At 62.7% G+C, this 14,249-nt stretch carries 9 protein-coding genes and 1 pseudogene; 6 read left to right on the forward strand and 4 right to left on the reverse strand.

Annotated features, from left to right (window positions below):
* Positions 1 to 109 precede the first annotated feature (109 nt).
* The gene (locus tag NS6_RS34690; RefSeq protein WP_245669298.1) at positions 110 to 394 is read left to right on the forward strand and encodes a class I tRNA ligase family protein; all 285 of its coding nucleotides are present in this window, start codon (positions 110 to 112) and stop codon (positions 392 to 394) included.
* Here NS6_RS34690 and NS6_RS12645 read toward each other — a convergent pair.
* Positions 332 to 3,310, reverse strand: coding sequence for a CHAT domain-containing protein (locus tag NS6_RS12645; protein WP_068040907.1), 2,979 nt, complete (start codon positions 3,308 to 3,310; stop codon positions 332 to 334). The two genes, NS6_RS34690 and NS6_RS12645, sit on opposite strands and share 63 nt — an antisense overlap.
* Positions 3,311 to 3,441: 131 nt before the next feature.
* Here NS6_RS12645 and NS6_RS12650 point away from each other — a divergent pair, with 131 nt between their 5' ends.
* The 5 genes from NS6_RS12650 (at position 3,442) to NS6_RS12670 (ending at position 11,291) form a co-directional block, all read left to right on the forward strand.
* Positions 3,442 to 3,789 carry a hypothetical protein gene (locus tag NS6_RS12650; RefSeq protein WP_068040909.1) on the forward strand — a complete coding sequence of 116 codons (348 nt, stop codon included), beginning with the start codon at positions 3,442 to 3,444 and terminating at the stop codon, positions 3,787 to 3,789.
* A gap of 5 nt (positions 3,790 to 3,794) precedes the next feature.
* Complete coding sequence (locus tag NS6_RS12655) at positions 3,795 to 4,706, forward strand: hypothetical protein (protein ID WP_068040911.1); 912 nt, start codon at positions 3,795 to 3,797, stop codon at positions 4,704 to 4,706.
* A gap of 870 nt (positions 4,707 to 5,576) precedes the next feature.
* Complete coding sequence (locus NS6_RS12660) at positions 5,577 to 8,321, forward strand: tetratricopeptide repeat-containing protein (protein ID WP_157112734.1); 2,745 nt, start codon at positions 5,577 to 5,579, stop codon at positions 8,319 to 8,321.
* A gap of 1,094 nt (positions 8,322 to 9,415) precedes the next feature.
* The gene (locus NS6_RS12665; protein WP_157112735.1) at positions 9,416 to 9,736 is read left to right on the forward strand and encodes a hypothetical protein; all 321 of its coding nucleotides are present in this window, start codon (positions 9,416 to 9,418) and stop codon (positions 9,734 to 9,736) included.
* A gap of 649 nt (positions 9,737 to 10,385) precedes the next feature.
* Positions 10,386 to 11,291, forward strand: coding sequence for a hypothetical protein (locus tag NS6_RS12670; protein WP_157112736.1), 906 nt, complete (start codon positions 10,386 to 10,388; stop codon positions 11,289 to 11,291).
* 703 nt (positions 11,292 to 11,994) lie between these two features.
* On the opposite strand, the gene NS6_RS12675 is transcribed toward NS6_RS12670, so the two are convergent.
* The 3 genes and pseudogenes from NS6_RS12675 to NS6_RS35805 form a co-directional block, all read right to left on the reverse strand.
* Positions 11,995 to 12,198 (reverse strand): hypothetical protein, encoded by a 204-nt coding sequence (locus tag NS6_RS12675; RefSeq protein WP_068040917.1) that lies wholly within the window; start codon positions 12,196 to 12,198, stop codon positions 11,995 to 11,997.
* Positions 12,199 to 12,564: 366 nt separating this feature from the next.
* Positions 12,565 to 13,815 carry a hypothetical protein gene (locus tag NS6_RS12680; RefSeq protein WP_157112737.1) on the reverse strand — a complete coding sequence of 417 codons (1,251 nt, stop codon included), beginning with the start codon at positions 13,813 to 13,815 and terminating at the stop codon, positions 12,565 to 12,567.
* Between the two features lie 53 nt (positions 13,816 to 13,868).
* Positions 13,869 to 14,212 (reverse strand): annotated as a pseudogene (locus NS6_RS35805) (transposase); the annotation flags it as partial.
* Positions 14,213 to 14,249: the final 37 nt, after the last annotated feature.

Consider the following 14,249-nt stretch of genomic DNA (forward strand, 5'->3'; position numbering starts at 1 on the left):
GGAATCGGGCTGGTTCTGGCGACTCGGTGCACAGTGACGGCCACGGCAGTCCGAACAGTCCTGGCTGGCCAGACAAACCCCAGATCTGGCGAAGTTTCATCCGAACAGGGTGCTGTTCACCAGCCATGACCTGCTGTTCTTCTGGATCGCCCGGATGAGGATGTTCGGCACCTACGCCATGGACGGGCAACCCTCGTTCAAGACGGTCGCGTTGCACGGAATGGTGGGTTTTCAACACGGAAAGAAAATATCGAAGACGTTGGCAATGCGGTCGACCCGCTACGCACCTCGGAACCGCGGCAAACCGGTAGGGCGTCCCCGAAGTGGCTTTCTAGGGGCCGCTATGGATGAGCGCTGCCCACAAATCAGGGCGGGTTGGATGTTGAGCGCGTAGGTCGCAGGTGGTGCGGTGCAGGGCGGTCGCGGCGTGGTCGACCGTCGGTGATGGCGGGAGCTGCCGGTAGAAAGTGGTGGCGGCGGTCGCGGCGATGTGGTCGGCGAGGGGCCATAGGCTGGCGATGACGTGTCGGAATCCGGCGAGTTGGAAGGCGGAGGCGGGGTGGAGGGATTCGTCGGCGTGGCTGGTTCCGCGATTCGCGGTGGAGCAGGCAGACAGATAGGCCAGTTCGGCGTGGGTGAGCCGGAGCTGACTGATCTCTGGCAGTGACAGGGTTCCGTTGTGCAGGTGCAGTCCGCCGCGGGAAGGGGCGGTGAAATCGACGCTGGCGTGGGTGGCGAAATGCGCCCACGTGGCGTTGGGAAGAGCGGCCAAGACGCGGTCGGTGGTGGCGGTGTCGTCTAGCAGCAAGGGGGTGTCGGGGTGGTGGGTGTGCAGGGTGGTGGCTTCGACGAAAGTGCCGGGCAGATCCGGCAGGCCCGGCGTGTGGTGCAGGGCCACGGTCAGTTGGCGGCGGGCGGCGGCTGGTGGCCGGGTGCGAGCGTGGGCCAGCGCACGCAGGGTCGGGGTGTAGGAGGAGATCATGGTATCGAGGGCGCCGGGCCGTCTGGTATGTCCGGCGGCGTGAAGAGGGAACAGGCCGAGCAGGCCCGTAGGCAGCCACCACACCCGCGGCAGTGACCCCTCGCTGCCAGTCAGGAGTGTGGCCTGCAGTACGGGGTGCACGATGGCGTCCCAGAGCCAAGCGAGGATCTCGGGGACCACACGCTGGCGTTGCAGTATTCCTGCGAGGACGGGGCCATAGCTCGCTTGCAGCAAGGCTCCGGCGTGAGCCTCGACGTCGGCGCGTGACAGGTCAGGTAGCCGAACAGGCACCGGGCCGGTGTGGAGGCCGAGAACGATCGCGTCGCTGCGATGTTGTGCCGTGTTGACCATGATGACGAAATCGCCATCGTCCGGAGCGGGCTGGAGGTCTGTCAGATTGGGGGGCCGCTGGAATCGGTCGAGTCCGGGGTGTCGGCGGATTTGGGTGATCAGTTGGTCGTGCTCGTTCCACCAGTGTCTACGGTCCTCGATCGAGACGGTTCCCTTAGCAGGTGACTCGTTTGGTGCCCCGTCTCGGGAATGTGGGGTATTGAGGAGGTCACGCACCTGTCGCAGTCGTGCGGCTAGGTCAGGAAGAACGCGGTCGAGATCGGAAAGGTCAGTGCGGGCGTCTAGCTGGGCCGCAAGCAGCATCCCCCGGCCTAGCTCGGCGATCTCCACCGCACCCGCGGGGTCGTCGATAGCGCAATGCGCAGCGATTGCCTCTCCTACCAGCCCGGGGAGTTTTCCGAGACGGTGTTCCTGGTCTTCCCAGTCTGACTCCCGTGGTGCCGTCGACGGCATCAACGCCACCGCGGCGTCGAGCAATTCCACCGCGAGAGCATGCTCGTTCATCGCAGACGCCAGCGACCCCACTGCACCTCCGGCCAGAATGCGCCCGACCGGCGAAGCTGTCACCGCCGCCCCAACCTGCTCGGCAAGGTCGTACAGGGTTTCCCGGTCAACGCCCTGCCGTCCCGCACTGAACCGCGCCATGTAGGCGACGCCAAGGCTGGACAGAATTCGAGCCCGGTCGGGGTGGTCGGGAACTGTCGCCGTTCTTGCCTTCTCAATTAGGCCGATGGCGAGCTCAAGGTCGACCGCCACCCCGTCACACGCGAAAAGCCCCAAATGGGCCACACCGAGGTTGTGCAGGAACCTTGCGTGGTGGGGGTGGCCGATGGGAGCCGCCGCCACCGCTCGCACCCCCGCGTCGATGGCTCCGTTCAGGTCATCTGTGTCCCCATCGAGCTTGTACCGAGCCATGTAGGCGTCGCAGAGATTGGACAGGCGCCCAGCCCGGTTGGGGTGGTTGTCGACTGTGGCCGTTACTGCCTGCGCGTACACCCCGATGGCGTGGTCCAGGTCAGCTGGGTCAGCTGTCGCCCCACCTCGCTCGAACCGTCCCATGTAGGCGTTGCCGAGATTGGACAGGCGCCTGGCTCGTTCCGGGTCATCAGTGGGTGTCGCCGTCACTGCTTTCTCGCCCATCTTGATGGCGCAGTTCAGATCAGCCGTCACCCCGAACCGCCTGAAGCGTGCCATGTAGGCGATACCGAGATTGGACAATCGCGAGGCCAGTTCCGGGTCATCAGTGGGTGTCGCCGTCACTGCTTTCTCGCCCACCTTGATGGCGCGGTTCAAGTCAGCCGCCGCCCCCACATGCTCGAACCGCACACGGCAGGCGTTGCCGAGGTTGGACTGGAGCCCAGCCCAGTTGTGATGTTCGATGGGTGTCGCGGCTATCGCGTGCTCAGCAAGGTCGATGGCGCGGTCAACGTCGGCTACCATCCCTTCCCGCTCGAACCGCGTCAGATAGGCGATTCCGAGATTGGCGCGCACCGCCGTCTGGTCGAGGTGTTCGGCGGGTGCGGCGGCCAGTGCCTCAGTGTGCAAGCTGATGCATACGTTGAGAAGTATTGGGTCGGCCGTGGTTTCCGCGTGCTTTAGCATGTCGGCGGCGAGGGCAGCTTGATCGCTGGCCTCGGCGCCTGGACCGAGGATGGTCCGCAGCTGTTCTGGTATCGCCTCGGCCTCCTCAGCCCAAAGGCCAAGGAAGGCAATGGTGCGGGCCAACTCCGGCAGACCCATGCCATTGGGTAGGGCGTTCGATCGCATGAAATGCAGCCAGCCCAGTGCGAGAGATGCTGCCGCTTGGCAGTGACTCTCCTCAGGTGTGGGGTGGTCGGGATCGGCCGGCAACGCTGCCTGCGCCAGTTCGGTAATCTCGGCCTGCACCGCGTCGCCTAACACGGTCTCGGCTTGACGCGACCGCCAGAAGTCGGCGACTCGCTGCTGGATCCGCTGAAGCAACTCATCGAACGACATATCAAGGCCCCCGCGTGGTTTCGTTGCACACTGCACTTTCCGCGTGCAGTCAGTACGTGACATTATCGGGTCAGTGTGGTGGGCGGTCGTCACGCCACAGCGATAGCCGCAATTGAGGGGAAGAGGTTCTGGTGGAGGGTGCCGAGCGGGCGGTGTTGACGGCACTGTGTACGGGGCTGGACGCACTACGGGCAGAGTGTGCCCAGTGGCCCGAATCCCGTCGGCAGTTGCTGGCACGGATCGAAGCCGAAGCCCGAGCACGACGACCGATCCTGCATCTTGTGGCCCAACTCTTGGGCACCAGCCAGGAAGAGACGCGGCAGATGACTTCCGGTGGCCTGGCCGGATTCGGCCCCGGGCGGGCGGACGAGGAATCGTTCGGTTGCCCCGACCGCGCCTGCGATCAGGTGGCCACAACCCTGCCGGCAGGGCCGTTGCCGCGCTGCGTGCTTACTGACACCTCGATGCGGCGACAGTAGACACGGTGGGCACCTTCTTCCAGGAACTGGCCAAGAAACTCGCCGAACGATGGATCACGCTGCTGGCCGTCCCCGGCGCGCTGTTCGTTGCGACCGCCGGGATCGGTATCCGGCTGAGACATCAACATGCCCTCGACTACACCAGGCTACGCACAATCGTCTCCGATGCCACCGCCTGGATGGCACGCCAGCCCGCAAGTAGCCAGGCCGTGGCGGTGGTCGCAGTGCTGCTGGCCGCCGTAGGCGTCGGGTTGGCCGTGCAGGCGTTGGCGGGGATCACCCGAACGATATGGCTGGGCCCTTGGCCCCGCCTGCTGGCCCCACTTCAGTACCAGCGGGTCAAAAGCCGTCGACGCCGATGGCGCACCCGGGTGAACCACCGACACACGCTGCAACAGACCCATCTGCCAGCATCTCGAACCCCCGAGGAGCAACACCAGATCGACACCGCCGCTGAGAAAGTCAACCGACTTGCCCTGGCCGAGCCAGGTAGGCCCACCTGGATGGGCGACCGCATCCACGCCCTCGAAACTATCGCCCACAACCGGTACGGCATCGACCTGAGCTTCGCCTGGCCCCGCCTCTGGCTGGTACTCCCCGACACCACCCGCACTGAGATCACCACGGCGAACGGGGCGTTCGCTGCCGCCACGGCCACCGCTAGCTGGGCATGGCCCTATCTGTTCCTTGGCGCCCTGTGGTGGCCCGCGTCGCTCATCGGAATCGGTGTCGGTGCCACTGGATGGGTTCAAGCCCGCGCGGCCGTCACCGACTTGACCATTCTGTCTGAAGCAGCCCTGGACCTGAACGGACGCAGCCTTGCCACCGCTCTCGGTGTCGCCGAACCCGACCAACTCGGTCCGCTCACCCCCACCGAAGGCCAACAACTCACCGCCCTCATCCGCAAGGGACGCTAATTCGCAACCGAACCAATCCCACACCCACCGAATGACCACGCCGCCGAGGAGCCACTACCCCTTCCCATCCATGCCGACCTTTGCCGGGATGATTTCGACGTCCGCTTGTGGTGTGGTGGGTCGTTGTCGCCGCAGGTTCTCGGGTGCGATTGTGCTGGTTCGCGTACGCCGTTCGGCATGTCGAGGAGTATTCCGTACCAGCTGACACTGCGGTGCGCTGACACGCCGAAACGCTCAGCAGTGCCGATCAGTGTGTCGGTGACAGAACCGATTCGCGGCCTTTGCGTCTGAGTCGCGTACCTGCCTGTGGCTGAATGATTCCGGTCTGGCTGACTGTTGGTCGATGAGCAACTCGTCGCCGCGGCGAGACGGAGGACCGTTCCTGCAGGATCTCGGGTCCAGCCTGGTTGTGGCTGGCTCGGTGGCGTCGGATTCGCTGCACATGGATGTATGCATGACGGACCGGTTCGACAGCTAGGTCCTCCGGTCCCGCCGATCGGCACCGAAGTGCGCTATCCGGTGAGGCCGGACTTGGACGGGCCTGGGCGCCATCCAGGTAGCCAGCAGCCAGTACCTCGGGCTCGCCGGGGATACCAAGCGCACCGGTCGGGCCGTACGACACCATCCGGAAGGTGATCTCGCCATGGTGCCGTCCAAATCGGCATTGCCATGAATTTGCCCGGCGCAGGCGACTGGCCCGCCCACTGCTCAGTCATTTCGACACAGGTCGTGCCGGAGGTAGTGAGAACGGCAGGTGGATCCGAATCTGAGGCAGAATGTACTCCTCAGCAACAGGGCTGGGTGCGCCCGCCGTCCGAGCTTGGGCGTTTGAGCCCAACGTTGGGTTGGGAGCCGGAGTAGGTGGTGTCGATGACTGCTGGTGGAGGCACAATCGCTGCGTTCGGCTTGAAGTATCAATATATGGCGACCATCGAGCAGTTCCTGCGGCACTTGCGGGGCAACCTGGACCTGCTGCCACGAGTGGCGCTTGAGGTCGAACCTCCAGTGTTCGCTGCGGGTGGTGCGGTCGACGACATTGTGGACTTCGGATTCCTGACCGATGGAATCGCTACCCACCACTATCAGGTGAAGTCGTCTTTGAATCCGGCTGAGAATCCGCTCACGCCCGCTGCGGCACGGGAAGTTTTGCAGCGACTCGCTTTCCACAATGCGCAGGATTTCGCGCTGTATACGAATAAGCCCTTGTCGCCGGCGCTGGCCCACGACGTCACGGTCGACAACCGTCGATCACCGTGTGCCGGGGTCGTGTCCTACGAGTGGTCACCGGCACTAATTGGCGTGTCGCAGCCTGATCTCCATCCCACGATTACGGTGGACAGCAGGGGTCGACGTGAGATCAGAGGGTCGATCAGCGCGCTGATCCGAGATTTTCGCAGAGACCGCCAGCTCAGCCTAGGAGAGATAACATGTGATTTGCTGGTGCCGATCCTTTTGGAAAAGGTTTTCGACGCGGCGGCATCGGATTCACCGTATCGGATCGACGCACTCGAAGTCGTGGAGCTGCTCGCGATGCCTGATGCGAGGATTGCGAAGATCGTGGGCGGTTTCGATTGGGGTCTGCCGCTGTCCGGTGTTCCCCACTACGCCTCTACAGTTCCACGTCTCGCCCACCTTGCGAAGATCAGAAGTGAATTTCCCGACGACTCCGCTAACCGGCCACCTCGGATCATCTTGGCCGGTCACACCGGATCTGGGAAATCGGTCGTTGCGTCTGACTACTGTCACCTCGACGCAGTGTCGTTCGCATTCATGTGCTGGCTCGACTGCCGAGACGCCGCTTATCTCGATTCTCAGATCCGTGATCTTGTGCTCCAATTGACTAGTGGTACTCCGGTATCTGATGCCGATATTGCTCCGGTCTTCACTGGTCTCTTAGGTCGGCATCCAGGGCCGTGGCTTCTTGTGTTCGATGGCGCTCTGTGCCGGGGCGACATCGAACAGTATCTTCCGACGCGAGGCCACGGCGTCATCCTGATCACCAGCGTCAACGAAATCGGATGGTGGTCTGACTCGACGGTTATCGAGATCAAGGGCTTCACATCGGCGGAAGCCGAATTGTGCTTCCGAGCGTACTCCGGTCTGCAAGAGAACGAAGTGGACGACCATGTCGTAGTGGAGATAGTCGAGTCACTTGGGAGTATTCCGCTTGCCGTGAGTATGGCCGGACTGTATTTCAAGAATACTCAAGGCTCGGTTGGTGAACTAGCGCCGCAGTATTTCGCAGATCTCGCCGCCCTCGATGACAGCCTGTCGATTCCGCCTGGCTTCAACCGGACGGCCTTCAAAGCGGTGCAGCATGCTGTCGCTACGCTGGCAACTGACGGCCCGACCGGGCACGGCACAAGTGCCCGCGCGGTACTTGAGATGGGATCATTGTTCGCGCCGGAACAGATCCCACTGAACCTTATGTTGCAGGCGACGGTGCCGACGATCAAGATGGACGCCGCCAAGGCGCCGACGCCATCCGAGGCAGATCCGGCACTTCGACGAGGTGTCGTCGCGACCCTCCGAACTCAGTCGATCGCGCGACGGACACTGCGCACCGGCGAAAGCCAGAGCCCCACGGATGAGACCGTCGCCGTGCACCCGCTGATCCACCAGATCTTGCAGACATCACGATTGCGCGCCCTTCCGCCGGGCCAGCTACAGGCGGACTCGACTGTGTTGATGCATTTCCTGAGAGGATGGCTAGGGTCGCTGCGCGTGGGGGGTGATTTTCTCGGCACCGACCAAATCCGCATCCATGCGGAAGCGGTCCTCGCCATCGTTGATGCGCACGAGCCGCTTCACTCCTACGGCCTACAGGAACAACGTGTCTACGCCTACACCAAGGCGTTACTGCAAGCCGAACTCAGCACTTGCCATGCGAGCAGAGGACGCTACGACCGCTCCATCCACTTCGCGCGCGCGGCTGCCGCCACATTGAGGGTCGTCGGTACCGAACCAGCAGCCAACGCGATGTTTGTTCCGATTCTCACCAATATGATTCATGATCTGTCGTTCATGCAGGTGTCACCTGACGTCGTTGCTGCTGTGGCAGTCCCCGTAGTGTGGGGGATCGAGGCGGTGATCGCCGATTCACGCCCAGCCTATCAAGATCTCGGCTATACCTTCGCCGGGGAGCTTCGATTCTGGTTGACCCGCACGGCTAGCTATCAGTCGGCCGAAGCGCTGCGCGGACCGAACGAAATCCTGCGAAGGATCATCGACTCCGACCCTAGGGCAGATACACGCCCAGCCGCACAGAATGCGCTTATCAATGACCTCTATAACGCGCGAAAATTCGAGGATCTCGGCAGACTCATCCCATCGCTGCGCGCCGACGCCGATCCCGATACCCATATCGGACTCGCCGCGCTCGATATCGTCGTCCAACTTCGCACCGGAAGCACCGACGACGCCCTCATAAAGCTCTACGAGCTTATCGAACTAGACCCGCACGCAGGATATCTGTCGCACTCACTCATTGAAGCGCTCTCGAAAGTTAACCGAGAGATTCACAGAATCATCCACGAAGGGGATAGCGTCGATTCGCGAATCTCCGGAGTCCTTGCAGTTATCGCCGCGCGGGTCGCCACACTACAAAGCTCATGATGTACCGGTGCCTGCGTGACGGTTCTAAGTGGAGTCGATCCTTTTGCATTGTGGTCCCCCCTTTCCCGGGCGCTCGGAGCCCGGAGAGGGGGAAGCGGGGATGATCGCCTGACCGCGTACCGTTCGAGGGATGGCCTCCACGACCGGCGAAGTCCGGTACGGGCCGAACGATTCTCAGGCCAAAGCGCTGGCCGGAACTGCGTTGCGCACTACGATCCGCTCACCAACGGGCAGGTAACGTGTTGGATGGATAGATTCGATGGAAAGTGGGGGATGACAGTAAAGCGTCCTGCGAATCCTTCGGTGCAGAGTCGATTGCGATTCGACTTCGATTCCGGGCCGGAAGCCTTGCAATACTGTCATGCGGTTACCGAACACCTTGTGGCACTCAGCGAGGGGGTCGTCGCATTGCCTGCGGTATCGAAACATATAGTCGGTACGGAGGTATAGGCGGTTCTCCTGCTTGTGGCTAGCTGCAAGCACTTTCGTCGTTCGTGTCGAATCGGGTGCGGACGCTTCTGCGATGTGTCGAGCCGCGGTCGGTCGCACGGACCGGGCCGCGTAAAGAGCTGTGCGGGTCATGCCACCCGGTTGGGGCCGTGAGTCCAAGTGGGGGAGGCTGTAGCATCGCCTGTCGGCAGCGTCCGTGGGTGAGGGGAGAAGTGTTGGCGGATCAAGCATCTGGCGGTGGTCAGGAGCAAGAGATGGCTCCCGTCGGCGCAGACATCGCCGGAGTCGAGTCGTCAGCGACTCTGGAGGCCTCTGACGCGGGTGAAGGCAGAGCTCTTCTCGTGCAGGTTGACTTCGGCGAACAGGTATCGCTTCGGGAAGTGCACGAGGCACAATCGCTCGTCCGGTCACTACTCTTTGATCTTGTCGCCTACGAAGCATCGAAGATTGATCTGCCCAGCTGCGAGGGGTCCGCATGGGTCCGGACGGCGTGCTGGTCGACATTCGGGAGGAACTCGCGAAGCAGGGAAGTTCACACGGTATTGCCTTGCCGCACTCCGGTCGCGCAGTAGGCACAGTCGGCGGGTTCCTTGAACTTCTCGATGGGTGGCTGACAAGTGCGATCCGGGTATCGAGCAGCCTCAGTGTCAATCCGTGGCAGGAAATCGAACGCCAATGCGATTCTCGACTTTGTCGTTCGAGCATCAGCCTTCAAAGTGGAGCGAAGGGTACGCCTCGCAGAATTGGAGGCGGAGGCTTTGAGGCAAAGTAACGCGATTGTCCAGGAAATCTTTCAGGCAAGCTCCGATTCCACAGTGGCTAGCAAGACGATCGGAACTATCGAGGTCTTCTCGTCCGAGGTGGCCAGTCGCGTGCGCATCAGCGAAATCTCGGCAGAGGAAGCAGAGACTCGGCGTCTTGATCTTCTGAACCTGGTTCGTGGTAGCGAAACTCAACAGGAGTAGGCCCGTGGCGCGCGAATGATACGACAGCGCGACACGCATGCGGAAGGCTGAGGGTTGCTCGGCTCAGCCTGACAATCGACCCTGCCCAACTTCGGCTTCCTCCCCGTGCGGTGCAGGCTACGGCGATTGCTGAGTTGCGATCTGGCTGCGCAATCATGGAGACGCTGGCGGTGCCGGCTGAATCCGTGCGGTGTCGACCCGGCAGGCGGTCTGGCGAAGGCGTGTCGGGGCATTTGGTCCGTGTGTCGCTCGTCCGTAGGGGCGCGAACCTGCGACGCGTGACCTGGGGCTTCTTGCCCAGGCTGGATATCCGACCTCTTGTCGTCGATCTGACCGGCGCAAATGGGGCGCAGGTTGTGCCCTCTGCGCGGGGCAACTCGAACATGGGAACGGGGACGGCCTGCGGTTTTCGGGTGGTCGGCGGGTTATCGAAGCGGATTGCCAGCTCTAGTGACGGGTGGCGCTGCTGTTCTACGGGGGCGTCTCGGCCACAACCAACACCGCCGACGCGCCCTCATCGACGGCATTTGTCACTCCCCACCACGAAACCGCTACCGGAGATAAGTCGGGACCTAAGATCCAGACGGACGAGCAGGTTGGTTTGAGAACCGGCTGCTTCGTGAGGGGGTATTCATGCAAAGCTGATCGAATGGGTGACAAAACCGACGCTGAGGCGCGGCTCGCAGTGGTCGAAGAGTGGCTCGCGTCACTCCGCCAGAGCCTGGTCATCGGCGACCTGACGTGGGAGGCCGTAGCGTCAGACCTTCGCTTGCTTGCAGTGAATTACATCGTTCGGCGTCAACTCGAAGCCCTCGAAGCCGCCGTGGTGTTGGCGAAGTCTGGCTTCGGTCATTTGGCCGTGGGGTTCGTACGGCCCGCCCTCGACGAGTTGCTGTGGATCGACTGGGTCAAAGGTCTCTCGAAGGCCGCAGCGCACGAGCTGCTACTCGACATGGGCAAATACGATGCGGTGCGCTCATTGGTTGCCCAGCGTGGCTTTGTGGGTGATGAAGTGATGCAGCAACTCTGGTACCCAGTGGCTTTTCTGGACACGGCAGCAAACCAAGAAAGCGAGTTGAAGGGTGAGCTGAAGAAGCGCGGCGAAGCCCTCGGGTGGGGGAAACGTGTGTCCCCGCTCGCGGACTGGGTCGCGGAGCAAACCGGCCGGGGGCCGCTCTATCGCTATCTTCACAGCGCTACGAGTAGATCGCTGCATTTTTCGATGGGCGAAGCTATGAGGAACGGATGGGGTGAGCCCGGGGGGATTCTCACCACCATCAAGCCCGAGTTCCGGAGTAACCGAGCTGATTTCGCCCTCTATCAGCTTCCTCGACTGTTCCAGGACACACTGGTTACGTGCGATTCGCTGCATGAAGGCGCCGGAATCGAATTCGAGGTCGAAGATGAGGGGATAGCGAACCGGATTCTCACCGCGAGTGAGAGCCTCGCAGCGTGCGGCGCAATACCGCTCGTACACGCTCACGAGTGGAATCTCGGGCCTGACGGTCTGATCGGATCTCGGGTCGAGACGGATGCCCCTCTTCACGGAGATTGACTGGACGGACGCGCCGTGTGTTTGCGCTGTTCGTGCGGTCCGGAACTGCTAGTAAGACACGGATGCTGGGCCCGCACTCCTTGCGGCGCCCGGGCGGCTTCTGATCGGTTTTCCGGCGGACCGAGAGCTGTGGATACAGTCGCCAGGGTGGAGTCGAAGGCGGATCGGCGGGTCGCTCGTGACCGGGTCGCGGGCTATCACAGGGTGTAGCTGGGCGAGTTGATCGGCCACGTCGAGCATGCGGTGGCGGGGTTCCGGGCTGGCGAGCTGGATGCGTTCGAGGTCGACGCGGTGATCCACCGGTATCACCGGACCAGTGTGCCGCCGGGCTATAGCACACGGTGGAGTTCCCACAGTACCGGGAGGCGGTCGTCGAGGTAGCGAATGGCCAGGGCGACCGGGCAGATGTCGATGGTGTTATCCGGCAGCCAGTACACGGCTGCGTTTGTGTCGGTTGGCCCGGTTGTCCGGCACGAACGATCGCATATGTTCGGTGTGCGTTCCCATGTTCGATGTGCCCTACCAGCACCGTGTCTGACCTGGGGTTTCTCAACGCGGCGATTCTGGGATCTTCGCGGAAAATCCTGCTGACCTGCGGAAACGCTGTCGCAGGTTTGTGCCCTCGGCGGGGCACGTCGAAGATGGTAACGGGGACGACCTGCAATTTTCAGGTGGCCGGTTGGTGATCCAGGCGGAGTACCCGCTATAGCCGGGTGGTGCGGGCGTCTGTGCGGTCTGCTTGCCAATGGGCGATCTCGAGGAGGACGGCAGCCTGTTGCTGGGTGAGTGCCTCGCTGTCGGCTTCGTCGATGAGGATGATTTCGACATCCGCTTGTGGTGTGGTGGTTCGTTGTCGCTGCCGGTCGTCGGGGTGCGGGTGTGATGGTTCACGTACACCGTTCGGCATGTCGGGGAGTATTTCGTATCGGCTGACACTGTGGTGCGCTGACACGCCGAAATGCGCGGTCGTGCCGATGAGCGTGCCGGTGGCAGAACCGATTCGCGGCCAAATGTGTCTGAAACCGCGTACCTGCCTGTGGCTGAATGATTCCGGCCGGCTGACTTTTGGTCGATGAGCAACCCGTCGCCGCGACGAGACGAAGGACCGTTCCTGCAGGCTCTCGGGTCCAAGCTGGTTGCGGCTGACTTGGTGGCGACGATTTGCCGCACACGGGTGTATTGCGTGACGGACCGGTACGACAGCTGGGTCCGTAGGTCCCGCTGATCGGCATCGAAGTCAACGCGGGCGCACTCATCGGTGCTTTGCACGGCGCTATCCGGCGAGTTCGGGCTTGACGGGCCTTGGCGCCATCCAAGTAGCCAGCAGCCAGTCGACCTCGGGCTCGCCGGGGATGCCGAGCGCGCCGGTCGGGCCGTAGGACACCATGCGGAAGGTGATCTCGCCAGGGACGCCGTCCAAATCGGCCTTGGCATGTATTTTCGCGGCGCAGGCGACATCGAAACAGACTCGCGAGATCGTGAACGCGCCCAGGCGATGGCGTTCCAGCATAGCCTTGGCCTGCACCGCTGATTGCTTGGCTTGACCGGTCGACGGGGGCGGCGCGAACCCGGCGACCAGACCCCAGCGCTGGTGTTGCCAAGCCCGCAGGAAAGCTGTCGCCTGCACCACGACATCCTGGTCGTCGAAACCGGGATCGCCGGGCAGCAGCTGCGAGGGCACGAACTCCTCGTGGAACCGGCGCTGGGCACAGTGCTGCTGGATCTGTGGCCACAGCGTGTCCCAACTCGGTTCAGGTAACGCGGGTGCGGCGGCATTGGTGGTGGCACGAGCCCAATCCGATACTGCGAACAGCATGCACCACGCCTTGGTCGCGACGACGACGTTGTCGAAGTTGACGATCGAGCCATGCACCATGCCGTGCCGGTGGACCTCGAAGACCTCCACGTCGACACGCTTTTTGAACGTCTTGCGAAAAGCTCTCATCGCGTGGGTGAGCCCGAGGTGATGCCCGACCACCGAGTCCCACGCCACCATCTCCGCTGGCTCACGGGCGGCCAGACCTCGGCGCGCCGCGGGCTGGAAATCATTGACGAAACCATCCATGACAGCGATCAATTGCAAAGTAGCACTGTCGAACTCATCAGAAAAGTAGTGCTCGAAGGCACGTTGGATCTGACGGCGGCGCACTTTCAGGCCGTGATGGGCGTTCAAACGCAGAATCCACAACGAGAGGGTATCGCGGTCGCGGTAGAGCTCGATCAGTCGCTGTTCGGCGGCCTCGGCGGTCGTAGTCTGGGCCAGGATCTTTTCGATCTCCGCGATGTTGAGCAGGTCGTGGAAGATCCACTGCCGCACGCCGAGACGGTCGTAGAACTCATCGACCACCGCGACCAAGCGGTCCAGATCGTGGCGGATCGCCAGGATCGGCTTGCGCTGGGTGCGCATCGCAAGATGGGTGATCGACCCCAACACCTGGATTTGCCGATTCAACTCGCGGTAGCTGGGCAGATCCTTGGCCGAGCCATACGGCTTGGGCGTGGGCGAGACCGACGCGGCGGACATGGGGACCATACTAGGACTGCAACCTGCCGTCCCTCCACCGATTTCCCCTCTGCCTTCTTTCCGTGGTCGACCGGGCTGCGGCCGGTCAGCGAGCCCCTTCTGTCGCCCGTAACGACGCTGCGTTCAGGATCGCCACATTCCAGTTGAGCTCGCCGGCCGCTTCGAGCCGGTCGAGCACCTCTCGGTGCAGCGCATCGAATACTCCGGTGCCGGCCCACACCATGAACCGTCGATGCGCGGTCGGAACGCTCATCCCGGTCGAGGGCGGCAGGGGCCGCTACGCGCAGCCGCTGGTCAACACAAACACGACCGCGGTGACACAGCTCGTTCGTCCACCGGTGAAGTCCCACCGCCCCGAGGCTTGGAGCCTGAACTCCGGTACCAGCGGTTTCACGATCTCCCAGGTCTCGAAGTCCGCCTTCGGTCCGGTGTGA

It is taken from the genome of Nocardia speluncae NBRC 108251 (assembly GCF_001613245.1).
Classification (GTDB): Bacteria; Actinomycetota; Actinomycetes; order Mycobacteriales; family Mycobacteriaceae; genus Nocardia; species Nocardia speluncae.

What these genes read in the sequence shown, in the direction of transcription:
- NS6_RS12645 (WP_068040907.1), bottom strand. Translation starts at nt 3,310, where the DNA reads ATGTCGTTCGATGAGTTGCTTCAGCGGATCCAGCAGCGAGTCGCCGAC.
- NS6_RS12660 (WP_157112734.1), top strand. Translation starts at nt 5,577, where the DNA reads ATGACTGCTGGTGGAGGCACAATCGCTGCGTTCGGCTTGAAGTATCAA.
- NS6_RS12670 (WP_157112736.1), top strand. Translation starts at nt 10,386, where the DNA reads ATGGGTGACAAAACCGACGCTGAGGCGCGGCTCGCAGTGGTCGAAGAG.
- NS6_RS12675 (WP_068040917.1), bottom strand. Translation starts at nt 12,198, where the DNA reads ATGCCGAACGGTGTACGTGAACCATCACACCCGCACCCCGACGACCGG.
- NS6_RS12680 (WP_157112737.1), bottom strand. Translation starts at nt 13,815, where the DNA reads ATGTCCGCCGCGTCGGTCTCGCCCACGCCCAAGCCGTATGGCTCGGCC.